The sequence below is a fragment of the Streptomyces sp. NPDC096323 genome, from assembly GCF_040302845.1.
Taxonomy (GTDB): Bacteria; Actinomycetota; Actinomycetes; order Streptomycetales; family Streptomycetaceae; genus Streptomyces.
Genome location: NZ_JBEOSI010000003.1, coordinates 249,630 through 276,225 on the forward strand (window position 1 = coordinate 249,630; position 26,596 = coordinate 276,225).

Here is a 26,596-nt window from a genome sequence, read left to right on the forward strand (position 1 = left end):
GACTCGACCGTACGGCCCAAGACAGAGATGGCGAGCATGTCAGTGCAGACCGAAAAAGTGGACTCGGTCCCGGCAGCCGGCGTCCGCAAGGATGACGCCCCCTCCGGTGGCCCCGCCGCATCGAGCAAGGAGCGGGCCGGCGGCTCCGCCCCCTACCTCCTCCTCGTGCCCGCACTGCTCGTCACAGCGGTGCTCCTGGGTTACCCCCTGGTCAAGAACGGCATGCTGTCGTTCCAGAACCTCAACCCGCGCCAGCTCATCCTCCACCTCACCGAGTGGAACGGCGTCGACAACTACAAGGAAGTCCTCGGCAGCTCGGACTTCTGGAGGGTCGTCGAGCGGTCGGTCGTCTTCACCGTCGCCAACGTCGTCCTGATCATGGTGCTCGGGATGATGGTCGGCCTCCTGCTCGCGCGCCTGGGCAAGAAGATGCGCCTGGTGCTCATGCTGGGCCTGGTGCTCGCCTGGGCCATGCCGATGATCGCGGCGACGACCGTCTACCAGTGGCTGTTCGCCCAGCGGTTCGGAGTCGTCAACTACGTACTCGACAGCCTCGGCTGGCACTCGATGGCCGACTTCAACTGGACCAGCAGCCAGCTCTCCACCTTCTCGCTCGTCACCCTGGTGATCGTCTGGCAGTCCATCCCGTTCGTGGCGATCAACCTCTACGCCGCGTCGACGACGATCCCCAAGGAGCTGTACGAGGCCGCCTCGCTCGACGGCGCCAACTCCTGGAAGAGCTTCACCCTCGTGACGCTCCCCTTCCTCAAGCCGTTCCTGCTGGCCACGACGTTCCTCGAAGTCATCTGGGTCTTCAAGTCCTTCGCCCAGCTCTTCGCGATCAACGGCGGCGGCCCGGACCGGCTCACCGAGACCCTGCCCGTCTACGCGTTCGTCGAAGGCGTCGGCAACCAGCACTTCGGCATGGGTGCGGCCATCTCGTTCCTGACGATCATCGTCCTGCTGGCGATGACCGCCTACTACCTGCGCACCGTACTCAAGCAAGAGGAGGACGAGCTGTGAAGCGCTCACTGTTCGGCCGGATCTGGCCCAACCTGACGGCTGTCGTCCTCTTCATAGGCTTCGCCTTCCCCGTCTACTGGATGTTCAGCACGGCCTTCAAGCCGACCGGCGACATCATCACCGACACCCCCGTGTGGTTCCCGACCGACATCACCTTCGAGCACTTCAAGAAGGCCATGGCGGCCGACCACTTCTGGACCCTGGTCGGCAACTCGTTCACGGTGACCGTCATCTCCGTGCTCGCCTCGCTGGTGATCGCGCTGCTGGCGTCCTTCGCGATGGCGCGCATGCGCTTCAAGGGCCGGCGCGGCATCCTGCTGACGTTCATGATCGCGCAGATGGCGCCCTGGGAAGTCATGGTCATCGCGATCTACATGCTCGTCCGCGACGCCGACATGCTGAACAGCCTGGTCCCGCTGACCGCCTTCTACATGATGATGGTCCTGCCCTTCACCATTCTGACGCTGCGCGGCTACGTCGCCGCCGTGCCCAAGGAGCTGGAGGAGTCCGCCATGGTCGACGGCTGCACCCGCCCCCAGGCGTTCAGGAAGGTGATCCTGCCCCTGCTCGGGCCCGGTCTGATGGCGACCTCGCTCTTCGGCTTCATCACCGCCTGGAACGAGTTCCCGCTGGTCCTCATCCTCAACAAGGACATCGAGTCCCAGACCCTGCCGCTCTGGCTCTCGCAGTTCCAGACCGCGTTCGGTGACGACTGGGGAGCGACCATGGCCGCCTCCTCGCTCTTCGCGATCCCGATCCTGATCCTCTTCATCTACTTGCAGCGCAAGGCCGTCAGCGGTCTTACCGACGGCGCAGTGAAGGGATAACGCCTCCCATGACCACCCTGATCTCCACCACGGACACCGTCACCCGCGACGCCCTCGCCGTCCTGCAACCGGGCTTCACCGGCACCACCGCACCGGACTGGCTGCTGCGCCGCGTCGGCGAAGGCCTCTCCTCCGTCGGCCTGTTCGGCCGCAACATCGTCACACCCGAGCAGCTCGCCGCGCTCACCGCGCAGCTCCGCGCCGAGCGGGACGACGTGCTCGTCGCGATCGACGAGGAGGGCGGCGACGTCACCCGGCTGGAGGTGCGCCACGGCTCGTCCTTCCCCGGCAACCTGGCGCTCGGCTCCGTCGACGACGTCGCCCTGACCCGCGCCGTCGCCCAGGAGCTGGGCCGCCGGCTCGCCGACTGCGGCGTCAACCTCAACTGGGCGCCCTCCGCGGACGTCAACTCCAACCCCGGCAACCCGGTCATCGGGGTGCGGTCCTTCGGCGCCGACCCCCACCTCGTCGCCCGGCACACCGCCGCGTACGTCGAGGGCCTCCAGGCGGCCGGCGTCGCCGCCTGCACCAAGCACTTCCCGGGGCACGGCGACACCGCGGTCGACTCGCACCACGCGCTGCCGCGCATCGACGTGGACCTGGAGACCCTGCACGCCCGCGAACTGGTGCCCTTCCGTGCGGCCATCGCGGCGGGCTCCAAATCGGTGATGAGCGCGCACATCCTCCTCCCCGCGCTCGACCCGCGCCGCCCGGCGACGCTCAGCCCGCAGATCCTTACCGGTCTGCTGCGCGAGGAACTGGGCTACGACGGCCTGATCGTCACCGACGCCGTGGAGATGCAGGCCATCGCCTCGACGTACGGCATCGAGCGCGGCTCGGTCCTCGCGATCGCGGCGGGCGCCGACGCGCTCTGTGTCGGCGGCGGTCTCGACGACGACAGCACGGTCCTGCGGCTCCGTGACGCGCTGGTCGCGGCGGTCCGGGCCGGCGAACTGCCCGAGGAGCGGCTGGCCGACGCCGCCGCCCGGGTACGGTCCCTCGCGTCCTGGACGCGAAGGGTTAGGGGGGCTGCCCCGGAGCCGGGCGCGGCAGTGCAGGAGGGGACCGCGCCCGGCACCGGACCCAGCACGGGCATCGGCTCCGACGTCGGCCTGGTCGCGGCGCGCCGCGCGGTGAAGGTGACCGGCACGGGCGAGCCGCTCACCGGACCGGCGTACGTCGCCGCGTTCACCCCGCTCGCGAACATCGCCGTCGGTGACGAGACCCCGTGGGGCGTCGCGGCCGAACTGGCCCGGCTTCTCCCGGGTACGGAGACCGGCACGTACAGCAGCGAGACCGAGGAATCCGCGGCCGGTGTGCTGCGGGCCGCGGGGGAGCGGCGCATCGTCGCGGTCGTCCGCGACGAGCACCGCCACCCGTGGATGACCGAGGCCCTCGACACGGTGCTCGCGGCGCGCCCGGACACGGTCGTCATCGAAATGGGCGTCCCCCAGGCACCCCCCAGAGGCGCCCCGCACATCGCCACCCACGGCGCGGCCAGAGTCTGCGGCCGAGCGGCGGCGGAAGCGATCGTGTAACCGAGCCGGCCCATTCAGGCCCGCCCATCCCAGCCCGCCCGTCCACTCAAGCCCGTCCGGCGCTTGAGAGGACGGAGCCCGCGCTGGGTGGGCGGCGCCGGCGCATCCAAGCCCGCCCACTTCAGCCGTCCGGCGCTTGAGGACGGAGCCCATGCTGGGTGGGCGGCGCCGCTGCATCCAAGGCCGCCCTTTCAAGCCCGTCCGGCGATTGAGGACAAAGCCTCCCGCGGGACGGGCGGCACCGGCACAATCAAGCCCGCCCGGCGATTGAGGGCAAAAGCGCACAGAGGGCGCACCCGCACGGTGTGAGGGCCGGGACACCCGCACGGTGTCCCGGCCCTCACACCGTACCGGCAGAACTACAGCCCCTGCCACACCGGCTTCGCCGCATACGTGGCGCGGAAGTAGTCCCCCAGCTTCAGCTTCGACGCCGCCGCCTCGTCGACCACGACCGTCGCATGGGGATGCAGCTGCAGCGCCGACGCGGGCACGATCGCTGCGACCGGCCCCTCGACCGTCTGCGCCACGGCGTCCGCCTTGCCCTCGCCCGTCGCGAGCAGGATCGGGTGGCGGGACTCCAGGATCGTCCCGATGCCCTGGGTGATGACGTGGTGCGGCACCTGCTCGATGTCGTTGTCGAAGAAGCGCGCGTTGTCCACCCGGGTCTGCTCGGTCAGCGTCTTGATCCGGGTGCGCGAGGCGAGCGAGGAGCACGGTTCGTTGAAGCCGATGTGCCCGTCCGTACCGATGCCGAGCAGCTGAAGATCCACCCCGCCGGCCTCGGCGAGCGCCTTGTCGTACGCCTCGCAGGCTGCCTGGACGTCCTCGGCGGAGCCGTCCGGGCCCATGAACGACGCCTCGGAGAGCCCGAGCGGCTCGACGACCTCGCGCAGCACCACGGAGCGGTACGACTCCGGGTGGCCCGCCGGCAGTCCCACGTACTCGTCGAGCTGGCAGATGCGGGCGCGCGACGCGTCCACCGCGCCCGAGCGGACCTTCTGTGCCAGCGCCTGATAGATGGGCAGCGGGGTCGATCCGGTGGCAACGCCGAGAAGGGCGTCGGGCTTACGGCTCAGCAGGGCGCCGATGGCCCCCGCGATCAGTTCGCCGCCTGCCTTGGCGTCCGGGACGATGACAACTTCCACGCGGGGCCTGCCGATCTGGAGTAAGAAGAGGACATGTGGTATAGACCAATCTAAGTCCCAATCTAGCAGAACCCGCGCTCCCGGACACGGCTCCCGGCCCCCGCCGCGCAGACGTTTCCGAGCCGCCCCGGCCCCGCGAACCCAGCCGGGTTCCAACGAAAGGCCCCACCCGCGCCGGGGCCGTCCGCTGGCGGCCCCGCGGCGCTCCGTGTTCGACTTGTCCGACGCAACGCGACACCCCCGGGAGGCACCAGACATGTCCGCCACACACCCGGCCGACGAGGGCGAGCAGCCGGGCCGGATCATGTCCGGCGAGATGGCCGAGCAGCCCGGGATGTTCCGGCGCATCCTCGACCGCGGGGCGCCCGCCATCCGGGCAGTGGCCGCCGAGATCGCCGCCAGGAAGCCACGCTTCGTCCTGCTGACCGCACGCGGGACGTCGGACAACGCCGCGCTGTACGCCAAGTACCTGCTGGAGATCACGCTCGGTCTGCCCTGCGGCCTGGCCTCGATGTCCACGACCACCGCGTACGGCGCGAAGCCGGATCTCAGGGATGTCCTGGTCGTCACCGTCAGCCAGTCCGGCGGATCGCCCGACCTGGTGGCGTCGACGCAGGCGGCCCGCGAGGGCGGCGCGGTCACGCTGGCGGTGACCAACAACCCGGACTCCCCGCTCGCCGCGGTCTCCGAATACCACATCGACATCCTGGCGGGTCCGGAGAAGGCCCTGCCGGCCACCAAGACGTACACCGCCTCGCTGCTCTCCCTGTACCTCTTCGTGGAGGGCCTGCGCGGCGGCGACGGCGCGGCGGCCGCGATCCTGCCGGAGCTCGCCGAGGCGATCCTGGGACGCAAGGACGAGGTCAGGACGCTGGCGTCCCGTTACCGCTTCGCCGAGCGCATGGTCATCACCTCACGCGGCTACGGCTACCCCACGGCCAAGGAAGCCGCCCTGAAGCTGATGGAGACGAGCTACATCCCCGCCCTGTCCTACTCGGGCGCCGATCTTCTGCACGGTCCGCTCGCCATGGTCGACAACATCTCCCCGGTGATCGCCGTGGTCACCGACGGCCGGGGCGGCGAGGCTCTCCAGCCGGTGCTCGACCGGCTGCGCGGCCGCGGGGCGGACCTCTTCGTGGTGGGCCCGAAGGCCCAGGTCGAAGCGGCCTCCGCGGGCTTCGTGCTGCCGACGGCCGGGGTCGCCGAGGAGATCCAGCCGATCCTGGAGATCCTGCCGTTGCAGATGCTGGCCTACGAGGTGACGATCGCCCGCGGTCAGGACCCGGACGCGCCGCGCGCGCTCGCGAAGGTGACGGAAACCCGCTGAGCCCCGGAAACACCCGCGGGCCGCGGCGCCGGGCCGGGACCCTCAGCCCGACCAGCACCGCAGCCCGGAGCAGGACCGCCCATGACGGGCGATCGGACCGGCCGGCGGTGTGCGGTGCCCCCGGCCGGGGGAGGCGCCCGCGCAGTCAGGGCAGAGAGCGCGGGTACCTCGTTCCGCTCTCCTGTGCGGGGAGAGCGGAGGCTGTGTCTTGAGCATTGTGGACTAGACCATTACTCGTGTCCATCCGTGCGGTGTGACGATTTCCGGTCCTTCTGCTTGCACGTACGCGCGGGCCGTCCGGTTCGGAACCCGTGCACATCCACAGGTACGCTCGCACACGTGCCCTCCATGAACGACCTCGTCCGCCAGCACACAGCCCTGAGTGACACCGACCTCGAGTGGCTCCATCTGCTGGTTTCGGAGTGGCAACTGCTCTCCGACCTGTCCTTCGCCGACCTCGTGCTCTGGGTCCCCACCCGTGACGGTACCCGTTACGTGTCCGTCGCCCAGATGCGGCCCAACACCGGCCCCACCTCCTACCAGGACGACATGGTCGGCCATCTGGTCCCGCGCGGCCGCCGTCCGCTGCTCGACGCGGCGCTCGACGAGGGCCGGATCGTGCGCGAGGGCGACCCGGAGTGGCGCGAGGAGGTTCCCGTACGGGTCGAGTCGATCCCCGTACGCAGGGAGGGCCGCGTCCTCGGCGTCATCGCCCGGAACACCAACCTGCTCACGGTCCGCACCCCGTCCCGGCTGGAACTCACCTACCTCCAGTCGGCCTCCGACCTCGCCCAGATGATCGCGGCCGGGTCCTTCCCCTTCCCCGGCCAGCAGGTCGACATGGACGCCTCACCGCGGGTGGGCGACGGGCTGGTCCGCCTCGACGCCGACGGCGTCGTCCAGTACGCCAGCCCCAACGGCCTCTCCGCCTACCACCGCCTGGGCCTCGCATCCGACCTGGTCGGGCAGCACCTCGGCAAAATCACCGCCGAACTCGCGCCCTCCCGCGGCCCGGTGGACGAGGCGCTGGTCAAACTGGCCAGCGGTTACGCCCCCCGGGAGTTCGAGGTCGAGTGCGCGGGCGGCGTGATCCAGCTCCGCGCGATCCCCCTGAAGCCCAAGGGCGTCCGCATCGGCTCCCTGGTCCTGCTGCGCGACGTCACCGAACTGCGCCGTCGGGAGCGCGAGTTGATCACCAAGGACGCCACCATCCGGGAGATCCACCACCGGGTGAAGAACAACCTCCAGACGGTTGCCGCCCTGTTGCGCCTGCAGTCCCGCCGGATGGACTCCCCGCAGGGCCGCGAGGCGCTCAACGAGGCGGTACGGCGCGTCGGTTCGATCGCCATCGTGCATGAGACGCTGTCCCAGAATCTGGACGAGCGGGTCGAGTTCGACGAGATCGCCGACCGGGTCATCGCCATGGTCTCCGAGATTTCACCGGGCAAGGTCACCTGCCGCCGCACGGGCCGCTTCGGCATCCTCGACGCCGAAGTGGCAACGCCCCTGGCGATGGTTCTCACCGAGGTGTTGCAGAACGCCCTGGAGCACGCGTTCGGCGTGGCGGAGTCCGGCACGGTCGAGGTCTCCGCGGTGCGTGGCGGTTCGCCCGCGGAGGGACGGTTGCTGATCACCGTTCAGGACGACGGCTGCGGTCTGCCCGAGGGGTTCGACCCGCAGCGCGCCGGAAATCTGGGGCTCCAGATCGTGCGGACGCTGGTGGAGGGCGAGCTGGGCGGCTCGTTCGGCATGGTGCCGGCGCCCGGGCGCGGCACGCAGGTGATCCTCGACGTCCCGGTCAGCGCCGACAAGTAGCACGTACGTACGCGCGGCAGGGAGCGTGGGCACGGCAGAGAGCCCGGACCGTGGGTGAACGGTCCGGGCTCTCTGGTCAAGCATGCGCTTCGGGGGTACTGCGCGCTGCGACTCGGGGGGCGGGGTGATGCGTACGCTCTGTACGCGCCGCCTGGCTGAGGCTCGTAGCGGTGGCGTCGGTCAGGCGCTGGCGTTACGCGCCCGGTTGCGAGCGGCGCGACGCTTCATTGCGCGGCGCTCGTCCTCGCTGAGGCCACCCCAGACGCCGGAGTCCTGGCCGGACTCGAGCGCCCACTGCAGGCACTGCTCCATGACGGGGCAGCGACGGCAGACGGCCTTGGCTTCCTCGATCTGCAGCAGCGCAGGACCGGTGTTGCCGATGGGGAAGAACAGCTCCGGGTCTTCCTCACGACAAACGGCGTTGTGACGCCAGTCCATGGCTGCTACCTCTCCTTGGTATTACGTACGGTGGCTTGTGAATGTGAACGCTTTCACGAATCCCCCCGCAAGTGTCGGGCCGACGCCCAGACGAACTGGTTGTGGTCCTGTGCAGTGAGGAGGGGTTCTGGCTTTCAGTGGAGGCCGTTGTTGCGGGCCGTCCCGATCGCCATGTAGAGATTCGCAAACCTCGGCGGCGGATACAACCCCTTCTGGAAAGTTTTTTTTGATTCCTCGGTGTCGACTAGGTCACAGCCGTACTTCTAGAGGGTGGAGGCCAGTCCAAACGTTCGAGTTAAAGGACTTTGGTCCCTTCCACTCACACAATCACACGCAGTGCACGGCGTACGCCTGTGAACGTCACACTGGTACGCAGCCCCAGGTGGTCACCGTCCATCTGGAAGGGCAGTGGGGCCTTTGAATGCAAGGTGAAGTCCGTGAGGTCATGCAGTGAAACCGCGTGCTTGCCGCGTGGACCCTTTTCCGGACTCGAGGTGAGCAGCTGGGTGGCGTACCGGGTGACCGCTGCGGTGGACAGACGCTGCAGGCCCAGGACGTCCAGGGCGGTGTCGAACGAGGCCTTCGGGGAGGCGTACATCGGCCGGTTCCCCAGGTAGGTCCAGGGGGCGGTGTTGCAGATTATGGAGAGCGCGAGGTCCGTGACCGGGTCCTGACCCGGCACCTGCAGCGTGATCAGCCCCTGTCGCCGGTGCGGCTCCTCCAGGAACTGGCGCATCACCTGGCGTACGTACAGGGCATGGGTCGAACGCTTGCCGCGCTCGCGCTGCTGTTCGACGCGGCCGATGACTCCGGCATCGAAGCCCAGGCCGGCGCAGAAGGTGAACCAGCGCTCCGGGACCGATTCGTCCTCCGTCCCGGCGGTGCCGGCCGCGAGACCGAGGCCCACGGTCCGCTCGGTGCGGTTGGCCAGCGCGTCCAGGATCGCGCCGGTCGCCTCCACCGCGTCGTTCGGGAGGCCGAGGGCGCGCGCGAAGACATTGGTCGAGCCGCCGGGGACCACGGCGAGTTTCGGCAGGTTGTCGATGTCGGGGCCCTTGTGGAGCAGGCCGTTCACGACCTCGTTGACCGTGCCGTCACCGCCGAGCGCCACCACGAGATCGATGTCGTCGCTGTCGGCGGCCCGTCGTCCCAGGTCACGGGCATGGCCGCGGTACTCCGTGGTGACGGCCTCCAGCTTCATCTCGCTGGCCAGCGCGTGAATCAGCACGTCACGGGTCCGCGCACTGGTGGTGGTAGCAGCTGGGTTGACCACAAGAAGTGCGCGCATGTCCGCCAGACTACCTACCGCGAGGTATCGGCCTGAAGTCCTGCCCGGAAGCCTTCACGCTGAGTGACGAGAAGGGCGCGGTCCGCCGGTCCGTGCGGGGCTTTTCTCCGGGCGCCCGGCGGCGTTCCGACCCCGGCTTCGCTTTCGGGTGCCCGGGATGCCAACCTGCATGAGTGAGTACTCAGCAGAACGCGCCCTCGTCGATGCCCTCGGCCCAGCCGCCGAAGCCGGCCAGGCTCACGCTCGTGGCCGGGCTCAGCGCCCTCGAAGGTGCGGCCCTCGTCATCGGCGGTGTCTCCATGCTGGTCATGGGACTGCTCGGCCGCCCCGACAGCCCGCAGCAGGCCGAAATGGGCGGCCTGACGGTGATCGCACTGGGGCTGATCCCGCTCTTCGCCGCCCGCGGACTGCTCCTGCGGCGCAGCTGGAGCCGCGGCCCGGCGCTCATCACGCAGATCATCGCGCTCCCGGTGGCCTGGACGCTGCTGCGCTCCCACGGGGCGCTGATCCCGGCCGGGATCGTGCTTGCCGTGGTGGCGCTGACCGCGCTGTACCAGCTGGTGAGGCCGGTGACCATCGAGGCGCTCGGCATCCGCAGGCCGGGCACGCCCGACACGGACAGCGCCGACGCCTGAGGCGCCGGCGGCCCTGGCGGACTCGGGGCGGACAGACGCCGTCCGGCCGCCCCAGGGCCCGCCTACTCCTCGACGAGCAGTCGCTCGCGCAACTGGGCCAGCGTGCGGGCCAGGAGCCGGGAGACGTGCATCTGGGAGATGCCGACCTCCTGGGCGATCTGCGACTGGGTCATGTTCCCGAAGAAGCGGAGCAGTAGGATCCGCTTCTCTCGCGGCGGCAGATCCTCCAGCAGCGGCTTGAGCGACTCCCGGTACTCGACACCCTCCAGCGCCTCGTCCTCGGAGCCCAGCGTGTCCGCGACCGCGGGGGACTCGTCGTCCGTGTCCGGCACGTCCAGCGAGAGCGTGCTGTACGCATTGGCCGATTCCAGGCCCTCAAGGACCTCTTCCTCGGAGATGCCGAGCCGCTCCGCCAGCTCGTGCACCGTGGGCGAGCGGCCGTGCTGCTGGGAGAGCTCCGCGGTCGCCGTGGTCAGGGAGAGCCGCAGCTCCTGGAGCCGGCGCGGCACGCGCACCGCCCAGCCCTTGTCACGGAAGTGCCGCTTGATCTCGCCGACGACCGTGGGCGTCGCATACGTCGAGAACTCGACACCGCGCTCCGGATCGAACCGGTCCACCGACTTGATCAGACCGATCGTGGCGACCTGGGTCAGATCGTCCAGCGGCTCGCCGCGGTTACGGAAGCGCCGCGCCAGGTGCTCCACCAGCGGCAGGTGCATCCGCACCAGCCGGTTGCGCAGCTCCGCCTTCTCGGGTGATCCGTCCGGCAGCTTGCCCAGCTCGATGAACAACGCCCGCGCCCCGCTGCGGTCGTGTGGATCGTGGTGCCCGTGCTCGCTCATCTGGCCTGCCCGCTCCGCCTGCGACTGCTCCACCGCGACCGTAATGCCGGCGAGCCCCTCGGCCCCGTCCACCGCACGGGGCAGATCCGCCCCGTCCACCGGATGAGGCAGGGCCTGCTGTTCCGGGATGCCTGCTGCGCGCACCACCCCTGGTCGGATCGTCTCGTCCCGCACAGGACCGTCCCCGTTCCCGTTGCTCACGCCGGCCCGGGTCCCGCGCCGCGCTGTTTGTACAGGCTGATGCTGACCGTACGGTCGACGGCGACCGAGGAGTCGACCTTTCCGGCCAGTGCGGAGAGCACCGTCCATGCGAACGTGTCGCGCTCCGGGGCCCGGCCGTCGGTCGTCGGGGCCGAGACGGTCACCTCGAGAGAATCGTCGACGAGCCGGAACACGCAGCTGAGGACGGAACCGGGCACGGCCTGCTGGAGCAGGATCGCGCAGGCCTCGTCGACCGCGATGCGAAGATCCTCGATCTCGTCGAGAGTGAAGTCCAAACGCGCTGCGAGACCGGCCGTGGCCGTACGCAGCACCGACAGGTAGGCACCCGCAGCGGGCAGCCGGACCTCTACGAAGTCCTGATTCCCGGGCTCGCCTGCGATCTGGGACACCCTCACCTCCAAGGTGGCACAAACTCTTCGAGGATCCGGGAAGGGTCGCCCGGAGCCATGCGGTACGTCTTCGGTTCTGGTCCGGCGACGCTATCGCGATCCATGATGCCGTGTCGCCGAGACCCCCATCCCATGACTGTCACTCATGGTAAGCCCATGAGTACACACAGTGGCTAGGGGTCTGCGCTGCTCAATTACGAACAACAAGCGCCGGTTTGACGTACCCAGACGTCAGACGATCGAACCGTCCTCGAAGCACCAGCGCCAGCTTTCGCCGGCCTCGAAGCTCCGCATCACCGCGTGGCCGGTCTCCTTGAAGTGCGCCGTGGCGTCCTGCCGGGGTGACGAATCGCAGCAGCCGACATGGCCACAGACCAGGCACAGCCGCAGCTGCACGGGGTGGGTGCCCGCCGCCCGGCATTCGAGACACGTCTCGGAGAGGGGCGCGGGCTCGGGGCGCGGCAGGTCCGGTACATGCGGGCACTCGCTCATGATGGCCAGGTTACGACGGATGAGAGGATCATGGGATGGACGCATTGCCCCTGGTGGCACTGGTCGCGGCCAGTGCGGCAGTGGCGGGTCTCGCCCGCCGCACCCCGGTCCCGCCCCCTCTCCTTCTCGTGGTTCTCGGGCTCGCCGGTTCGTACCTGCCGGGAGTACCGGCGTACACGCTGGACGCGCACATCGTGCTGCCGCTCCTGCTGCCGCCGCTGCTGTACACGGCGGCCGTGGACAGCTCGTACCTGGACCTGCGGGCCAATATCCGCCCCGTCGCCCTGCTCTCCGTCGGCTACGTGCTGTTCGCCACCGTCGCGGTGGGCTGGCTGGCCTACCGGCTGGTGCCCGACCTGCCGCTCACCGCGGCGCTGGTGCTGGGCGCCGTCATCGCCCCGCCGGATGCCGTCACCGCCGCGGCGATCGCGCGCCGGGTGGGCCTGCCCGCCCGGGTCACGACGATCCTGCAGGGCGAGTCCCTGGTGAACGACGCCACCGCGATCACCGCCTACAAGGTGGCGCTCGCCGCGGCCGTGGGCGAGGGCATGAGCTGGGGCGGCGGGATCGGCGAGTTCCTGCTGGCCTCGGTCGGCGGTGTCGGCGTCGGGCTCGTGCTCATGGTCCCGCTGCACTGGCTCCGTACGCACCTCAAGGAGCCCCTGCTCCAGAACACCCTGTCGCTCCTGATCCCGTTCGTGGCGTACGCCGCCGCCGAACGTGTGCACGCCTCCGGGGTGCTCGCCGTGGTCGTCGTCGCGCTCTACCTGGGGCACCGCTCCTGGCAGGTCGACTTCGCCACCAGGCTCCAGGAGGCCGCCGTCTGGAAGATGGTCGCCTTCATCCTGGAGTCCACCGTTTTCGCCCTGATCGGCCTCCAGTTGCCCTTCGTACTGAAGGGGCTCGGTACGTACGCCGTCGCCGAGGCCCTCTGGTACGCGGTGGCGGTGTTCCTCGCGGTCGTCGTGGTCCGGTTCCTCTGGGTCTATCCGGCGACCTATGTGCCGCGCCTGCTGTCGAAACGCATCCGGGAGAGGGAACCCGAGACCAACTGGACCTCGCCGCTGATCGTCGGCTGGGCCGGCATGCGCGGCGTCGTCTCGCTCGCCATCGCCTTCTCCATCCCGCTGGCCGCGAGTGACGGCGAGGCGTTTCCGGCGCGCAACCTGGTGCTGTTCCTGACGTTCACCACGGTCATCGGCACACTCGTCGTCCAAGGGCTCACGCTGCCCGTCCTGGTACGGGTGCTGAAGCTCCCCGGGCGCGACCTGCAGGCCGAGACGCTCGCGGAGGCGCAGGCCCAGAGCGAGGCGTCCACGGCCGCCGAGGCGCGTCTGGAGGAACTGCTCACCGACCGGCGCAACTGCCTGCCCCAGCCGCTCACCGACCGCCTCCGGACCGTCCTGGAGCGCCGCCGCAACGCCGTCTGGGAACGGCTCGGCGCGGCCAATCCGGTGACGGGGGAGTCGGCGGACGACACCTACCGGCGGCTGGCCGGCGAGATGATCGAGGCCGAGCGCGAGGTCTTCGTACGGCTGCGGGACGAGCGCCGGATCGACGACGAGATGATGCGGACCCTGCTCAGGCGCCTCGACCTGGAAGAGGCCGCGGCCTACCGGGAGGAGTCGGACGGCTGATCCTCCTCAGGCGCGTCCGGGCGCCCCGTGATGACGGCCGCGACGGCGGTTCCGGCGGGGAACGCGCCCTCTTCTGCCAGCACGGTGAGCGCGTACAGGAGTTTGGCCACATAGAGCCGCTCGACCGGCAGCCCGTGGCGGTCCTCGAAGTCGTCGGCGAAGGCGTGCAGCCCGGGCGTGGTGCGGGCGTGCCCGCCGAAGTGGAAGCGTTCGTCCAGGGACCACGTTCCGGCCGGGCCGCCGAACGCCTGCCGCTGCAGGCCCCGTACCGCGTCCCCCAGGAAGCCGCCGCGCAGGACCGGGATGCCCAGGGCGCGTTGTTCCGGTGCCAGGCCCGCGGCGAGACCTGCGAGGGTGCCACCGGTGCCGCAGGCCACCGCCGCGACGGCCACCGTTCCCCGCAGCTCGCGGCCGAGCTCTGCGCAGCCCTGTGCGGCCAGGGCGTTGCTGCCGCCCTCCGGGATGACCTCGCACTCCCCGTGGGCGCTCAGCAGGGCTGCCAGGGCCTGAGGATCGGCCTTGTCGCGGTACGTCCGGCGGTCCACGAAGTGCAGCTGCATGCCGTCGGCAGCGCAGCGGGCGAGCGAGGGGTTGAGCGGGCGGTGCGCGAGTTCGTCGCCCCGGACGACGCCGATGGTGGGGAAGCCCAGCAGACGGCCCGCGGCGGCCGTGGCCCGCAGATGGTTTGAGTACGCCCCGCCGAAGGTCAGCACGGGCCGGCCGGCCGCGGCACGGAGGTTGGGGGCGAGCTTGCGCCACTTGTTGCCCGGCAGGTCGGGATGGATCAGGTCGTCGCGTTTGAGGAGCAGCGTCACGCCGTGACGCGCGAAGCGCTCGTCCTCGGCCGGCTGCAGCGGCGACGGGAGCACCGGTTGCAGCCGGGAGAGGCCGGGCGCGCCGGGGGGCGAGGAGGGCATGCCTCCATTGTGGCCGCCCACGGCGGAGCGGGCCCCGGACTACTTCAGGCGCTCGTGGATCCGCGCCCGCATCGCGGTCATCGAGAAGCCGCGAGGGTCGACCTTGCCGGGCTGCCACTCGCGGTGACCGATGACCGACCGGGAGGTCCAGTGGTGGTGGCGGCAGATCGCGGCCGCGGCCTTCTCGATGGCTTCGAGCTGGACGGCGGGCCAGGGGTCCTCGCCGTCGCCGAGGTTCTCGCACTCGAAGCCGTAGAAGTGCCGGTTCCCGTCGGTGTTGGCCTCGTTGTCCGACGGCAGGCGCTTCTCGGCGACGACGGCGCGCAGTACGTCGTCGTCGCCGAGCCCGGCGTGGTTGGTCCGTCCGTAGCCGACCAGGTGGACCCGGCCGTCCTTGGCGATGACGCCGTGGCACAGCGGCCCCGGCAGTGACGGGTAGCCGTCGCGGCAGGTGCGGACCGTCGCTGCGGTGCCGCGGGTGACGGTGTGATGGATCATCACGCCGTTGACGGGCCCCCAGGGGCCCTTGTGGTTGCGGTTGTGGCTGCGCCAGTCGCCGACCTGGACGACGGTGAGCCCCTCGTCCTTCAAGGCGTCGAGAAAGGTGCTCGCGGACATGGGTGAGGACATGGCCGACTCCTTCGTGCGTGGGGGGAGTGTGTCCGTACAGCGCTTGTACCCGACGCACCGGGTCCCGGACCACTTACCGGCGGATTCCGGGGCCCTGTTCGGACGGTGTGCGAGCCGATCCGGTCAATTCCGCGAGCAGGGCCCCGTTTCAGCCCTTTCAGCCCTGGGCGAGCCACAGGTCGGGGCCGAACACCTCGTAGTGGATGTCGGCCGCCGGGACGCCCTTGGCGAGCAGCTGGGTGCGCACGGCCCGCATGAAGGGCAGCGGACCGCAGAGGTAGGCGTGCGTACCGGAGGGAATCACCACGCCGGTCAGGTCGACCAGGCCGGTGCGGTCCGCCGGGTGGCCTTCCTCGGGGATCTCGTACCAGAAGTGCGCCGCGGCTTCGGGGAGTTTGGCGGTGAACAGGGCGTGGTCGGCGCGCAGGGGGTGATCGGCGGGGGAGCGGTCGCCGTGCACCACGGTCACCGGCGCGCGGTGGCCGGAGTCCGCGAGGTGCTCCAGCATCGACAGCATCGGGGTGCAGCCGATGCCCGCGGAGGCGAGCAGCAGCGGGGCGTCGGTGGACTTCAGTACGAGGTCACCGTACGGGGCCGACACCCGGAGCCGGTCACCGGCGCGGACCTGCGCGTGCAGCTGCCGCGAGACCTCGCCGTCGGGGGCGCCGCCGCCGTGCACCCGCTTGACGGTGAACGAGCGCAGCGCCGAACCGGGGGAGCTGGAGAGGCTGTACTGGCGTATCTGGCGGGCGCCGTCGGGGAGTTCGACCTGCACGGACACGTACTGGCCGGGGCGGAAGGCGGGGGCCGGGGCGCCGTCGGCCGGGCGGAGCTGGAAGGTGGCGACGTCCGCGGTCTCCTCGACGCGCGAGACCACTTCCCAGTCACGCCAGACGTCGCCGGCGACGACGCCGTGCTGTGCGTACAGCCGCTCTTCGATGGCGATCAGGGCGTTGGCCATCAGCCAGTAGACCTCGTCCCAGGCGGCTGCGACCTCGGGGGTCACCGCGTCGCCGAGCGCTTCGGCGATGGCCGCGAACAGATGGGTGTGCACGACCTCGTACTGGGCGGCCGTGACGCCGAGCGAGGCGTGCTTGTGCGCGATGCGGTCGAGCATCACGTCGGGGCGGGTGCCGGGGTGCTCGACCAGCTGGGTCGCGAACGCGGCGATGGAGCCGGCGAGCGCCTGACGCTGGACTCCCGAGGCCTGGTTGCCCCGGTTGAACAGGTCGCTCAGCAGCTCGGGATGGGCGTCGAACAGCTTGCGGTAGAAGAGATCGGCGATGTCTCCGATCGCCGCGCCGACGGCGGGGAGAGTGGCACGGACGGTGGCGGTCGACGGCTCGGAGAGCATCGGTAACTCCTCTGATTCAGAATTGGCATCTGAGATGAGTATTTAAAGTCAGTGTAGGAACCGGGTCGTGGACCCGGTGCGGCGGGGGGTCGTTCAGCCTTGCGTCGACGGCCTGTTGCTGATGCTGAGCAGCAGGGGACCGGTCGGTGAGGAGACCAGTTCGGTGACGGTGAGCGGGTCGAGCGAGGCGTAGAAGGCCTCAGCCGCCGCACGCAGGGCGCTGCGCAGCCGGCAGTCCGACCGCAGCGGGCACGGGGCGGCGCCCTCGCACTCGACGACGTCGTCCGTGCCTTCCAGCTCGCGGACAAGTCCGCCGACGGAGGCGGTACGGCCGGCCGCGGTGAGGGCGAGCCCGCCGCCGCGTCCCCGCCGGGCCTCGACCAGGCCGAGGTGCTGGAGGCGGGCCACGACCTTCGCGGCGTGGGAGTACGGCACCTGCATGGTCGCCGCCACCTCGCGGGTGGTCGGCGGATCCTCGTGCTCCACGACGGCCAGGCGCATCAGCACGCGCAGTGCCACGTCCGTGAACCTCGTCAGCCGCATGGCCGTCACGGTAGGTGAATGCGCATCCCGCATGCAAATTAACCGGGCGGGCGGGCATCGCGCAGCGTTGTGCCCAGCCCAAAGCCCGATTAGTCACACTCTTTTGTGTAATGGCGCGCCGAGTCCCCATGCTGAAAGGTTGTTCTCGCAGGTCAGCCGATGAATCGAGAGGACCCACAGATGTCCGTTGGCGAAGAGGTTCAGAACGCGCAGGTGCCGCCGCAGCAGAGTCTGGGCACGGCAGCCGCGCGGAACCTCGCGACGACCACCAAGTCCGCTCCGCAGATGCAGGAGATCACCTCACGGTGGCTGCTGAAGATGCTGCCGTGGGTCCAGGTGCAGGGCGGCACGTACCGGGTGAACCGCCGGCTGAGCTACTCGGTCGGGGACGGCCGGGTCACGTTCGTACAGACCGGGGACCGGGTTTCGGTCATCCCCGCCGAGCTCGGTGAACTCCCGGCCCTCAGGGACTTCGGGGACGAAGAGGTGCTGGCCGAACTGGCCAGGCGGTGCGAGCAGCGCGACATCCCCGCAGGACAGCTCCTGGCCACCGCGGGAGAGGCGGCGGACCGGGTCTTCCTGCTGGCGCACGGAAAGGTCGAGAAGATCGGCACCGGGCCCTACGGGGACGAGACGGTGCTCGGGGTCCACGCGGACGGTGCCTACTTCGGAGACCACTCCCTGATCGAGGGAGACGCCCTCTGGGAGTACTCGGCCCGCGCGGTCACGGCGTGCACGGTCCTGACGCTGAGGCGGGCCGATGTGCTCAACCTCGCCGAGCGCGCGGAATCTCTGCGCACCCATCTCGCAGGGCTGCTCGCCATCCCGCACCAGCGCACCAACAGGTACGGCGAGGCGGAGATCGATCTGTCCGCCGGCCATGTCGGCGAGGCCGTCGTCCCGCACACGTTCGTGGACTACGACGCCGCGCCCCGCGAGTACGAACTGAGCGTCGCCCAGACCGTCCTGAAGGTCCACAGCAGGGTCGCCGATCTCTACAACCAGCCGATGAACCAGACCGAGCAGCAGTTGCGGCTCACGGTCGAGGCGCTGCGTGAGCGCCAGGAGTACGAGCTGATCAACAACCGGGAGTTCGGCCTGCTCAACAACTGCGACTACGGACAGCGGCTCCAGCCGCACGACGGGTCGCCCAGCCCCGACGACATGGACGAACTGCTGTCGCGTCGTCGCGGATCGAAGCTCTTCCTCGCCCACCCCCGGGCCATCGCCGCCTTCGGCCGTGAGTGCAACAAGCGGGGTCTGGTGCCGGAGAGCGTCGACATCGGCGGACACCATGTGCCTGCCTGGCGGGGGGTCCCCATCTTCCCGTCCAACAAGATCCCGGTCACGGACGCCCGGACCACGTCGATCATCTGTATGAGGACCGGCGAAGCCGAGCAGGGCGTCATCGGCCTCCAGCAGACGGGCATCCCGGACGAGATCGAACCCAGCCTGTCGGTCCGTTTCATGGGGATCGACGAACAGGCGATCATCTCCTACCTCGTGACGGCCTACTACTCCGCGGCCGTACTGGTCCCGGACGCCCTCGGGGTCCTGGAGAACGTCGAGGTCAGCCGCTGGCGGTGAGACCACGGGGTCCCGGGCCCGCCGGGTCCGGGACCCCGTCGGCCGCAGCCGGCGCACCACAGCAACCACCCACGTCCCGGCCCCGGGGCGACAGCCATCAGGGGCCGGGACGGCAATGACCGGGGTGACCGATTGACCATGACCCGTACCGACGCCGCCGCCACCGAGGGCAACGAGGCCGCGGCGCTCCTGGAGTACACCCGGACCCTCGTCGATCCGCATCTGCGGGCCGCGGTCGCCTCACTGCCGGGATCGATCCGGCGCGTCGCGATGTACCACTTCGGATGGGAGCACGCCGACGGCAGCCCCGCCGCGGGCGGCGCCGGCAAGGCGATCAGACCCGCGCTCGTCCTGGCCGCCACCCGGGCACTCGGCGGCGACCCGAGGGAGGCTGTCCGGGCGGCCGTCGCCGTTGAACTGGCCCACAACTTCACGCTGTTGCACGACGACGTCATCGACGAGGACCGCACCCGCCGCCACCGGGCCACGGCCTGGACGGTCTTCGGCATCCCCGACGCCGTCATCGCGGGCGACGCCATGCTCGCGCTCGCCCAGCGGCTCCTCGCCGAGGACGCACGCGCGGTGTCGGCCCGTGCCTCGGCCCGCCTCTCCACCTGCGTCATCGAGCTGTGCGCGGGCCAGCAGGCGGACTGCGCCTTCGAGGAACGAGGGCCGGACGAGGTCTCGTTGGACGAGTGCCTCACCATGGCGACGGCGAAGACAGGAGCGCTGCTCGGCTGCGCCTGCGCGCTGGGCGCGCTCTACGCGGGCGTGGACGAGCGTTCCGTCGGAGCGATGGACGGCTTCGGCCGGGAGGCCGGGCTCGCTTTCCAGCTCATCGACGACCTGATCGGCATCTGGGGTGACCCGGCCCAGACCGGCAAGCCGGTCGGCGCCGACCTCGCCGCACACAAGAAGTCGCTGCCCGTGGTCGCCGCGCTGACCTCGGGCACCCCGGCGGCGGCGGAGCTCGCCGCGCTCTATCGGGGCCCGATGAACACCGCCGGCGAGGTGAGCCGTGCGTCCGACGCCGTGGACCGGGCGGGCGGCCGCGACTGGGCGCAGGTCTGTGCCGCGGACCGGATGGCGCGCGCCGTGCACCACCTGTCGCGGGCAGTGCCCGATCTGTCGGCGGCGGGCGATCTCCTTGCCCTTGCGGAGTTCGTCACCCGCAGGACGCACTGAACGGACCGGCACGGAGGGAAGGGAAGGCAACGGGACGGAAGGGAACGGGGCGGAGGCAATGGGACGGAAGGGAGGGGAGGGGATAGGCCGAGGTCACAGGGGTCGGGCGGCTAAGCGGAGGGCGGCACGGGGAGTGTCCGAGCCACGGGCTACAGTCCCTGCCCATGACAGATGAGTCGTGGGCAGGGTGGTACCGGGACCGACAGGGCTCCGATGCCGTCATCCTCACCACCGACGGACAGCAACTCCGCCTTCGCATCAGGGGCGTCGATTTCGAGGGCGAGAGCTTTGACGGTCTGTGCCCGGTGGCGGGCATGCCGCCGGAGAGCGGGATGTTCGCCCTCGCCGACGGAATGCTCAACGACTGCGTCCTGGAATGGGACCTGCCGTTCCCCGTCACGGCGGACGGCGAGGTCCATCAGGCCACGCTGAGCTGCCTGTTGTCGCTGCGCCGGCCCGACCCGTACCTCTACCTGGAGCTGCAGTACGGCGGCGCGGCCTTCAGGTCCCACCGGGCCGAGAGCGACTTCGGGGCCGCACTGGCCACCATCCAGCGATCGCTCCCGCCCGGGATCCGGCTCCGGACGTGCATCGCGTGCGCCTTCTCGGACTACTTCCCGGCGCCCGGCCGCGGGCTTTCCGGCGGACTCGCCTGCTTCCGGGGCGCCAAGGAGGCCTACCGCGGGGCGGCCGGCGAGGACGACGTCCTCGACCTGTGGGACCGGCGCAGCGGATTCGTCCAGGAGGTCTGGAGCTGCCGCGAGTTCGAGCCTCGCCCGGAGGCGGGCGCCGGCACCGGCCACCGGGGAGCGTTCCCGCTCGAAACGGCCTGATCGCACCACGCGGGCGGGCCCCCGCTCGCGTGACACCCCCTCAGCCGCCCGGCGGATGGATCAGTCCCGAGGGCCGGTTCGTCGTTGCTGCCGGACGGCCGCGTTGATGCAGCCGCGTTGATGCAGCCCCGTCGATTCAGTCGCGTCGATTCAGCCGAGAGCGAGGACCATCCCGGACCGGGGCGCGAGCGGGCAAAGTCGGGGCATGAGGCTTCTGATACTGGGTGGTACGGAATTCGTCGGCAGGGCCGTCACCGAGGCCGCGCTCGCGCGTGGCTGGGAGACCACGGTGTTCCATCGCGGCCGTCACGCACCGCCGCCCGGAGTGGCCGAACTGCTCGGCGACCGCACGCAGGAGGGCGGCCTCGCCGCGCTCGCCGGGGTCGCGGAGCCGGGCGACGGTTCTTACACCTGGGACCTGGTCGTCGACACGTGGAGCGGCGCGCCTTCGGCCGTACGGGACGCGGCCCGGCTGCTCTCCGGCAGGGCCGCGCGGTACACGTACGTCTCCAGCCGGTCGGTGTACGACTACCCGACACCGGCCGGCCTGCCCGAGGACGGCCCGCTGGTGGAGGGTGCCTCGCCGGACGCCGACGGCGACGTCCCGTACGCCCAGGCCAAACGCGGCGGCGAACTGGCCGCGCTGGACGCCTTCGGGGACCGGGCGCTGCTGGGCCGCGCTGGATTGATCATCGGCCCCTGGGAAAACGTCGGCAGGCTGCCGTGGTGGCTGACCAGGATCGCCCGCGGCGGCCCGGTGCTCGCACCCGGCGCACCGGACGTGGACCTGCAGTACATCGACGTCCGCGACCTCGCCGCATGGCTGCTCGACGCGTCGGAGAAGGGCCTCCACGGCCCGTACAACCTGGTCAGCCGCCCCGGTCACACCACGATGGGCGAGTTCCTGAACGCCTGTGTGCGCGCCACCGGTTCCGATGCCGAGCTGCGCTGGACCGACGTCGACCGGATTCTCGCGGCAGGTGTCGAGCCCTGGACGGACCTGCCGGTCTGGCTGCCGCCGGGGGAGCTGTACGACTCCCTCCACCAGGGCGACGTCCGCCGGGCGTACGGAGCGGGGCTGCGCTGCCGGCCGGTCGAGGAGACGGTCGCCGACACCTGGGCCTGGCTCCGCGAGATCGGCGGTACCGCGCCGCAGCGCCCCGACCGGCCACTGAAGGGCATCGACCCGGCGACCGAGGCGAAGCTGCTGGCGGGCTGACCACCGGCCGAACACGGGCCGGCCACCGGCCGGACACGGGCTGACGGCGGCGGTCGACGGATCGGTCCGGCCTCCCGGCGTGGCACGCCGGCCGGGTACCCGCTCACGCTGCATATTGCGCTGTATGGGATCAAAGGAGCGCAAAAGCGGTAAAAGGCACCGCTTGGCGGTGACGGTGGCGGCCGCCGCAGCCATGGCGGGAGCGGTGGCCCCCACCGCGGCCGCCGATCCGCTGCCCCTCGTCGGCGTGGGCATCGGCCATCCGGTCAGGGAGCCCGCCGCTGAGGCCGGGGGAAGGACCACCCTCGGGAAGTCCGACACGGCGAACCAGAACGGCGTCTCACGGACCCACCCCGGCCGGCGGCTCCCGGACACGGGCTCGCGCGGCGGTGAATGGGTGATCGGCGGGATCGGCGCGGCCCTGCTGATCGCTGGAACGGCCGCCACGCTGGTGGCCCGCAGGACGCGCCGCCGCGGCTGACCGGGCACCAGCTCGTTAGTTTTGACCCATGGCCGAACTGCTGCACCTGACGGAACGCCCGTTGTGGGAGGCGGCCCGCGGGACCGGGACATACGAGATGTCCACCCGTGGCCGCACCCTGCACGAGGAGGGCTTCATCCACTGCTCACTGCCGCACCAGCTCGCCGGCGTGGCCGAGGTCCTGTACGGCGCCGGGAGCCGGGCCGGGGCCGGTGACCAGGACCTGGTGGTGCTCGTCATCGACACCGAACGGCTTCCCGCACCCGTGCGGTACGAGTCGCTCCCGCCCGGCGGCGAGGAGTTCCCGCACATCTACGGACCGGTTCCGGTCGAGGCGGTCGTGGAAGTGCGCCCCTGGCCGAACAAGGAAGGCAGCCCCGCATGAACCCCACCGACCGCACACAGGATTCCGGCGGCGTCTCGAACGGTCCCCTCACCGCCGTCACCGGAGCGAGCGGGGCGCTCGGCGGCCGGGTCGCGAAGCGGCTGACCCGGGCGGGCGTTCCCGTACGGCTTCTTGGCCGCGACCCGTCCCGGCTGCCCGAGCTGCCCGGCGCCGACGCAGCACCGGCCGCCCCGTACGGGGACGGGGAGGCCATGCGCCGCGCCCTGGCCGGGGCGCACACCCTCTTCCTCGTCTCGGCGCACGAGAGTCCGGACCGGGTGCACGAGCACACGACGGCCGTGGACGCGGCGGTCGCGGCGGGCGTCGAACGGATCGTGTACGTCTCCTTCCTCGGCGCCGCCCCCGACGCGACGTTCACCTTCGCCCGGGACCACTGGGACACCGAGGCCCACATCCGGGTCTCCGGCGTCCGGCACACCTTCCTGCGCGACAGCTGGTATCTGGCCGGCCTGCCGGCGATGACCGGCGCCGACGGTGTCCTGCGCGGCCCGGCCGGTGACGGCAGGGTCGCGGCGGTGGCCCACGAGGACATCGCCGACGCGGCGACCGCCGTCCTGCTGGCCGGTACCGACCCCACCGGCCCGACGCACGACGGGGAGACGTACGACCTGACCGGGCCCGAGGCGTTCACCCTCGCCGAGGCCGCCGAGGAGCTGAGCCGGGTCACCGGACGGACCATCACCTATGTGCCCGAGACCCGGGAGGAGGCCTACGCCTCGCGGTCCGGTTACGGCGCGCAGGACTGGGAGGTGGCCGGCTGGGTGACCTCGTACGAGGCCATCGCGGCCGGGGAGATGGCCACCGTCTCGGATGCCGTGGCCACCCTGACGGGCAGGCCGCCGATGAGCCTGGCCACGTACCTCCACGAACACCCGGACAGCTACCGCCACCTCCTCACCGGCGGCTGACCGGCCGGCCCGACGACCCGAGATCCGACGGGAACCATGCGCACGGAAACCCCCTGGGGCCCCTGGGAGCCGATGTCGCTCCCCGAAGCCGTACGCATGCTCTCCCCGCTGCGCACGCCATGGTGGATCGCGGGCGGGTACGCGGTCGAACTGGCCGTGGGCCGCGCCTACCGGGACCACGGTGACATCGACGTGCTCCTGCTGCGCGGCGACCAGCTCGCCGTCCAGCGGCTCCTGCCGGACGGCCAGTGGTGGGCCGCCGATCCGCCCGGCACCCTGCGGCCGTGGCTCCCCGGCGAGACCCTGCCGCCACAGGTGCACGACATCTGGTGCCGGCCGGGCGCGGGCGAGCCATGGCGGGTGCAGTTCATGCTCGACGACGCGGAGGACGGTGACTGGGTGTTCCGCCGCGACCCGAGGATCCGTCTCCCGCTGGAACGGCTCGGCAGGGTCTCCGGAGACGGCGTCCCCTATCTCGCGCCCCAGGTCCAGCTCCTCTACAAGGCCAGGTCCCGGCGGTCCAAGGACGAGCAGGACTTCGAGGCCGCCCTCCCCGTTCTCGGCGAGGACGGGCGCGCCTGGCTGACGGAGACGATCACCCTGGCCGAGGGCGCGGGCCATCCATGGGCGGCCCGGCTGCGGGCCGGCTGAACTCAGCTCACGTACGTACCGGCCTGCGCCGCCACGAACGCGGCCTCGGCGGCGCGGTCGGCGGCCGCCTCGTCGAGCGGGTCGCCGCTCGCCAGCAGGCGGTAGTAGAGGGGGGCGGAGACGGCGCGAATCACCTCGTGCGCGTCGGTGCCGGCCGGCAGTTCGCCGCGCTCCACCGCCTCGGTGACGCAGCCCGCCCACTCGCGGATGCGGACCGCGTAGAACCGGTGCAACGCCTGTGCCGTGCGCGCGTCACAGGTGGCCGCGGCGATCACGGAACGGAACAGGGCGCCCTGGCGCGGGTCGGTGAGCGTCGACAGCACGAGCCGGGCGTTGGCTCTGAGGTCCTCGGCCAGTGAGCCGGTCCTGGCGCGCGGCGAGGACTGCTCGGCCATGTCGTCGAGGAGGTCGGCGATCAGGCCGGTGGTGGTGGACCAGCGCCGGTAGACGGTCGTCTTGCCCACCTCCGCGCGGCGTGCGACATCGGCGAGGTCGAGCTGGTCGAAGCCCTGCTCGGCCAGAGTGTCACCCGCCGCGCGCAGGACGGCTTCGCGGACCCGGGCGGTACGCCCGCCGGGCCGGACCGTGCCGGGTTCCACGTTCTCCACGTTCTCCGGGCCCTCCGACGTCATAACGGGTCTCCAGTTCCATTAATGGGCGTTCCTCTGCTACGGTCACTCCATCTTAACGGAACCGAAGACCCGTTAAAGCCTCCGTCCGAGGAAGGGCGACCATGTCCGCACCCAGCCAGACCTCCCCGCGCACCACAACCACCACTCACCAGGCCGAGGCTCCGCAAGCCGACTCCCGTATGACCGGACGGCAGAAGCTCGTCCTCACCCTCCTCCTCGGCGCCCAGTTCATGATCGCCGTGGACTTCTCGATCCTGAACGTCGCGCTGCCCGTCGTCGGCGAGGGGCTCGGCCTCTCCCTCCCGAACCTTCAGTGGATCGCCACCTCCTTCGCCCTGGCCGCCGCGGGCTTCACCCTCCTGTTCGGCCGCATCGCCGACCTCGTAGGCCGCAAACGCCTCTTCGTGGGCGGCATGATCGTCCTCGGACTCTCCTCGGCGCTCGGCGGACTGGCGACCTCACCCGAGGTCCTGCTCACCGCCCGGGTCCTCCAGGGCCTCGCCACCGCGGCCGTCACCCCGGCCGGACTCGCCCTGCTGACCACCGCGTTCAAGGAGGGCCCCCTGCGCGAACGGGCCCTCGGTCTCAACGGCGCCCTGATGTCCGCCGGGTTCACCGCGGGTGCCATCCTCGGCGGACTCCTCACCGACCTGCTCTCCTGGCGCTGGGCCTTCTTCGTCAACGTCCCCGTAGCCGCTCTCGTCGTCGCCCTCGCCCCGTCCGTCATCACCGACTCGCGCCCCGCGGGCCGCCCCCGGCTCGACATCCCGGGCGCCGCGACGGTCACCGGCGGACTGCTGCTCCTGGTCTACGGACTGACCCAGGCCGGCGCGACCGGATGGACCACGCCCACCACCTTGGCCGCACTGCTCGCGGGCCTCGCGCTGCTCATCGCCTTCTGGTTCGTCGAGAAGAGGGCTGCCGCACCGCTCGTTCCCGTACGCATCCTCAAGCGACGCAGCGTCATCTGGGGCAACGCCACCGGTCTGATCGCCTTCGTCACCGAGACCTCGCTGGTCTTCCTGCTGACGCTCTACCTCCAGGAAGTTCTCGGCTACTCGCCGCTGGCGACGGGCCTCGCCTTCGGTGTCCTGGGCATCGGAACGGTGATCGGCGGCACGCTCGGCGGCCGGGCCGTCGGCCGCTTCGGCAACCGGACGACCATCGTGACCGGCGGCATCATCCAGGCCGTCGCCACGCTCTCCCTGGTGGCGCTCGGTACTTCCGGGGCCTGGATCTGGCTCCTGCTGGCGGCCACGTTCATCGGGGGCGTCGGCAACATGCTGATGATCGTCGGCTTCATGGTCACGGCGACCTCCGGCCTCCCCGACGACGAACAGGGCCTGGCCACCGGTCTCGCCACGATGACCCAGCAGGTCGGCATCACCCTGGGCATCCCGGTCATGAGCGCGATCGCCACGGCCCGCATGTCCACCCTCGGCGACGCGGGCCCCGAGGGCGTCCTGACCGGAGTCTCGCTGGCGATCCTGGTCAACTCCGCCCTGGTCCTGGCGGGAGCCCTGCTGGCCGGAGCGTTCCTGGGGCCGCGGCGGGCGCGGGGGTGACGGCGGGGAGGGCGCACTGTACGCAGCCCACCGACCGGAGACGCGGGGCCACGGCGGCTCCGCGTCT

27 protein-coding genes are annotated in these 26,596 nt (G+C 70.8%); 16 read left to right on the plus strand and 11 right to left on the minus strand.

Annotated features, from left to right (window positions below):
- The first annotated feature begins 36 nt into the window (after positions 1-36).
- The 3 genes from ABTX18_RS08975 to ABTX18_RS08985 are packed head-to-tail and all read left to right on the plus strand — an operon-like array spanning position 37 to position 3,388.
- A complete protein-coding gene (locus ABTX18_RS08975; RefSeq protein WP_352122070.1) occupies positions 37-1,023 on the plus strand; it encodes a carbohydrate ABC transporter permease in 987 nt (328 codons plus the stop codon).
- Complete coding sequence (locus ABTX18_RS08980; RefSeq protein ID WP_352122071.1) at positions 1,020-1,850, plus strand: carbohydrate ABC transporter permease; 831 nt, start codon at positions 1,020-1,022, stop codon at positions 1,848-1,850. Before ABTX18_RS08975 ends, ABTX18_RS08980 begins: the two co-directional genes overlap by 4 nt.
- Before the next feature lie 8 nt (positions 1,851-1,858).
- Positions 1,859-3,388 (plus strand): glycoside hydrolase family 3 protein, encoded by a 1,530-nt coding sequence (locus ABTX18_RS08985; protein WP_352122072.1) that lies wholly within the window; start codon positions 1,859-1,861, stop codon positions 3,386-3,388.
- Between the two features lie 359 nt (positions 3,389-3,747).
- On the opposite strand, the gene nagB is transcribed toward ABTX18_RS08985, so the two are convergent.
- Positions 3,748-4,533, minus strand: a complete 786-nt coding sequence (nagB, locus tag ABTX18_RS08990; RefSeq protein WP_352122073.1) for a glucosamine-6-phosphate deaminase — start codon at positions 4,531-4,533, stop codon at positions 3,748-3,750.
- A 256-nt stretch (positions 4,534-4,789) separates the two neighbouring features.
- On the opposite strand from nagB, the gene ABTX18_RS08995 reads away from it, so the two are divergent.
- Positions 4,790-5,860 (plus strand): SIS domain-containing protein, encoded by a 1,071-nt coding sequence (locus ABTX18_RS08995; RefSeq protein WP_352122074.1) that lies wholly within the window; start codon positions 4,790-4,792, stop codon positions 5,858-5,860.
- A 348-nt stretch (positions 5,861-6,208) separates the two neighbouring features.
- A complete protein-coding gene (locus ABTX18_RS09000; RefSeq protein WP_352122466.1) occupies positions 6,209-7,675 on the plus strand; it encodes a sensor histidine kinase in 1,467 nt (488 codons plus the stop codon).
- Between the two features lie 180 nt (positions 7,676-7,855).
- Here the strand turns inward: ABTX18_RS09000 and ABTX18_RS09005 are convergent, their stop codons facing one another.
- Together ABTX18_RS09005 and ABTX18_RS09010 are read right to left on the minus strand one after the other, a co-directional pair.
- Positions 7,856-8,113 carry a WhiB family transcriptional regulator gene (locus tag ABTX18_RS09005; protein WP_003953983.1) on the minus strand — a complete coding sequence of 86 codons (258 nt, stop codon included), beginning with the start codon at positions 8,111-8,113 and terminating at the stop codon, positions 7,856-7,858.
- Positions 8,114-8,432: 319 nt separating this feature from the next.
- Positions 8,433-9,401, minus strand: a complete 969-nt coding sequence (locus ABTX18_RS09010) for a diacylglycerol/lipid kinase family protein (protein WP_352122075.1) — start codon at positions 9,399-9,401, stop codon at positions 8,433-8,435.
- Positions 9,402-9,646: 245 nt separating this feature from the next.
- Between ABTX18_RS09010 and ABTX18_RS09015 the strand changes: the two genes are divergently transcribed.
- A complete protein-coding gene (locus ABTX18_RS09015; RefSeq protein ID WP_352122467.1) occupies positions 9,647-10,036 on the plus strand; it encodes a hypothetical protein in 390 nt (129 codons plus the stop codon).
- Between the two features lie 62 nt (positions 10,037-10,098).
- On the opposite strand, the gene ABTX18_RS09020 is transcribed toward ABTX18_RS09015, so the two are convergent.
- The 3 genes from ABTX18_RS09020 to ABTX18_RS09030 form a co-directional block, all read right to left on the minus strand.
- Positions 10,099-11,079, minus strand: a complete 981-nt coding sequence (locus tag ABTX18_RS09020; RefSeq protein ID WP_503061114.1) for an RNA polymerase sigma factor SigF — start codon at positions 11,077-11,079, stop codon at positions 10,099-10,101.
- Positions 11,076-11,489 (minus strand): ATP-binding protein, encoded by a 414-nt coding sequence (locus ABTX18_RS09025; protein WP_352122076.1) that lies wholly within the window; start codon positions 11,487-11,489, stop codon positions 11,076-11,078. Before ABTX18_RS09025 ends, ABTX18_RS09020 begins: the two co-directional genes overlap by 4 nt.
- A 231-nt stretch (positions 11,490-11,720) precedes the next feature.
- Positions 11,721-11,981 (minus strand): UBP-type zinc finger domain-containing protein, encoded by a 261-nt coding sequence (locus ABTX18_RS09030; RefSeq protein ID WP_352122077.1) that lies wholly within the window; start codon positions 11,979-11,981, stop codon positions 11,721-11,723.
- Positions 11,982-12,016: 35 nt separating this feature from the next.
- On the opposite strand from ABTX18_RS09030, the gene ABTX18_RS09035 reads away from it, so the two are divergent.
- Complete coding sequence (locus ABTX18_RS09035) at positions 12,017-13,618, plus strand: Na+/H+ antiporter (RefSeq protein ID WP_352122078.1); 1,602 nt, start codon at positions 12,017-12,019, stop codon at positions 13,616-13,618.
- On the opposite strand, the gene ABTX18_RS09040 is transcribed toward ABTX18_RS09035, so the two are convergent.
- The 4 genes from ABTX18_RS09040 to ABTX18_RS09055 all read right to left on the minus strand — a co-directional run bounded on the left by ABTX18_RS09040 (position 13,594) and on the right by ABTX18_RS09055 (position 17,062).
- The gene (locus tag ABTX18_RS09040) at positions 13,594-14,535 is read right to left on the minus strand and encodes a 1-aminocyclopropane-1-carboxylate deaminase/D-cysteine desulfhydrase (protein ID WP_352122079.1); all 942 of its coding nucleotides are present in this window, start codon (positions 14,533-14,535) and stop codon (positions 13,594-13,596) included. The genes ABTX18_RS09035 and ABTX18_RS09040 overlap by 25 nt on opposite strands.
- A gap of 39 nt (positions 14,536-14,574) precedes the next feature.
- A complete protein-coding gene (locus ABTX18_RS09045) occupies positions 14,575-15,165 on the minus strand; it encodes an N-acetylmuramoyl-L-alanine amidase (RefSeq protein ID WP_352122080.1) in 591 nt (196 codons plus the stop codon).
- 157 nt (positions 15,166-15,322) lie between these two features.
- Positions 15,323-16,519 (minus strand): globin domain-containing protein, encoded by a 1,197-nt coding sequence (locus ABTX18_RS09050; protein ID WP_352122081.1) that lies wholly within the window; start codon positions 16,517-16,519, stop codon positions 15,323-15,325.
- 93 nt (positions 16,520-16,612) lie between these two features.
- Entirely contained in the window at positions 16,613-17,062 is a 450-nt protein-coding gene (locus tag ABTX18_RS09055) for an RrF2 family transcriptional regulator (protein ID WP_352122082.1), read from the minus strand.
- Between the two features lie 180 nt (positions 17,063-17,242).
- Here ABTX18_RS09055 and ABTX18_RS09060 point away from each other — a divergent pair, with 180 nt between their 5' ends.
- The 8 genes from ABTX18_RS09060 to ABTX18_RS09095 all read left to right on the plus strand — a co-directional run bounded on the left by ABTX18_RS09060 (position 17,243) and on the right by ABTX18_RS09095 (position 24,332).
- Complete coding sequence (locus ABTX18_RS09060) at positions 17,243-18,649, plus strand: family 2B encapsulin nanocompartment shell protein (RefSeq protein ID WP_352122083.1); 1,407 nt, start codon at positions 17,243-17,245, stop codon at positions 18,647-18,649.
- Positions 18,650-18,787: 138 nt separating this feature from the next.
- On the plus strand, positions 18,788-19,834 hold the full coding sequence (locus tag ABTX18_RS09065; RefSeq protein ID WP_352122084.1) for a family 2 encapsulin nanocompartment cargo protein polyprenyl transferase: 1,047 nt from the start codon (positions 18,788-18,790) through the stop codon (positions 19,832-19,834).
- Positions 19,835-19,998: 164 nt separating this feature from the next.
- Positions 19,999-20,667 (plus strand): DUF6304 family protein, encoded by a 669-nt coding sequence (locus tag ABTX18_RS09070; protein ID WP_352122085.1) that lies wholly within the window; start codon positions 19,999-20,001, stop codon positions 20,665-20,667.
- A gap of 205 nt (positions 20,668-20,872) precedes the next feature.
- A complete protein-coding gene (locus tag ABTX18_RS09075) occupies positions 20,873-21,886 on the plus strand; it encodes an NAD-dependent epimerase/dehydratase family protein (protein ID WP_352122086.1) in 1,014 nt (337 codons plus the stop codon).
- 163 nt (positions 21,887-22,049) lie between these two features.
- Positions 22,050-22,367, plus strand: coding sequence for a hypothetical protein (locus tag ABTX18_RS09080; RefSeq protein WP_352122087.1), 318 nt, complete (start codon positions 22,050-22,052; stop codon positions 22,365-22,367).
- 28 nt (positions 22,368-22,395) lie between these two features.
- Positions 22,396-22,752 carry a DUF952 domain-containing protein gene (locus ABTX18_RS09085; protein ID WP_352122088.1) on the plus strand — a complete coding sequence of 119 codons (357 nt, stop codon included), beginning with the start codon at positions 22,396-22,398 and terminating at the stop codon, positions 22,750-22,752.
- Positions 22,749-23,681 carry an SDR family oxidoreductase gene (locus ABTX18_RS09090; RefSeq protein ID WP_352122089.1) on the plus strand — a complete coding sequence of 311 codons (933 nt, stop codon included), beginning with the start codon at positions 22,749-22,751 and terminating at the stop codon, positions 23,679-23,681. The genes ABTX18_RS09085 and ABTX18_RS09090 overlap by 4 nt, the downstream gene beginning before the upstream one ends.
- A 36-nt stretch (positions 23,682-23,717) precedes the next feature.
- Positions 23,718-24,332: a nucleotidyltransferase domain-containing protein gene (locus ABTX18_RS09095; RefSeq protein ID WP_352122090.1), complete on the plus strand. Its 615-nt coding sequence runs from the start codon at positions 23,718-23,720 to the stop codon at positions 24,330-24,332.
- A gap of 2 nt (positions 24,333-24,334) precedes the next feature.
- On the opposite strand, the gene ABTX18_RS09100 is transcribed toward ABTX18_RS09095, so the two are convergent.
- Complete coding sequence (locus ABTX18_RS09100; protein ID WP_352122091.1) at positions 24,335-24,964, minus strand: TetR/AcrR family transcriptional regulator; 630 nt, start codon at positions 24,962-24,964, stop codon at positions 24,335-24,337.
- A 101-nt stretch (positions 24,965-25,065) separates the two neighbouring features.
- On the opposite strand from ABTX18_RS09100, the gene ABTX18_RS09105 reads away from it, so the two are divergent.
- Complete coding sequence (locus ABTX18_RS09105; protein WP_352122092.1) at positions 25,066-26,529, plus strand: MFS transporter; 1,464 nt, start codon at positions 25,066-25,068, stop codon at positions 26,527-26,529.
- Positions 26,530-26,596: the final 67 nt, after the last annotated feature.